Source organism: Filobacillus milosensis (assembly GCF_004402015.1).
GTDB lineage: Bacteria > Bacillota > Bacilli > Bacillales > Alkalibacillaceae > Filobacillus > Filobacillus milosensis.
Genome location: NZ_SOPW01000064.1, coordinates 1 through 350 on the forward strand (window position 1 = coordinate 1; position 350 = coordinate 350).

At 33.7% G+C, this 350-nt stretch carries 1 pseudogene; it reads right to left on the minus strand.

The annotated features are described in order from the left end of the window. Positions 1 to 350: pseudogene (locus E3U55_RS17140) on the minus strand (IS5/IS1182 family transposase); the annotation flags it as partial.

The window sequence follows — 350 nt, forward strand, 5'->3', positions numbered from 1 at the left end:
ACCCGTACAATCTTCGCATTCATATACTTTGAATGTTCTTGTAAACCCATAGCGATCCGTACGTTGGGATTCATAGCGGAACGTAACTTGTTTATTGTTAGGACAGATAAACAAATCATTGACCTCATCATAATCCCAATTATAAAAGTTAAATAGGTCATTTTTGAATTTTATTTTTTTCTCTCTTCGGTACTGATTATATGTAATGAGAGGTGTACGTTCTCGGTTATCTAATACATCTTCATAATTTTGTTCACTACCATAGCCAGCATCTGCAACGATATAATTAGGTAGTTCAAAGAAATTATCTTCGATATAATCTAAAAAAGGTAGAAACGTCCGTGTATCCG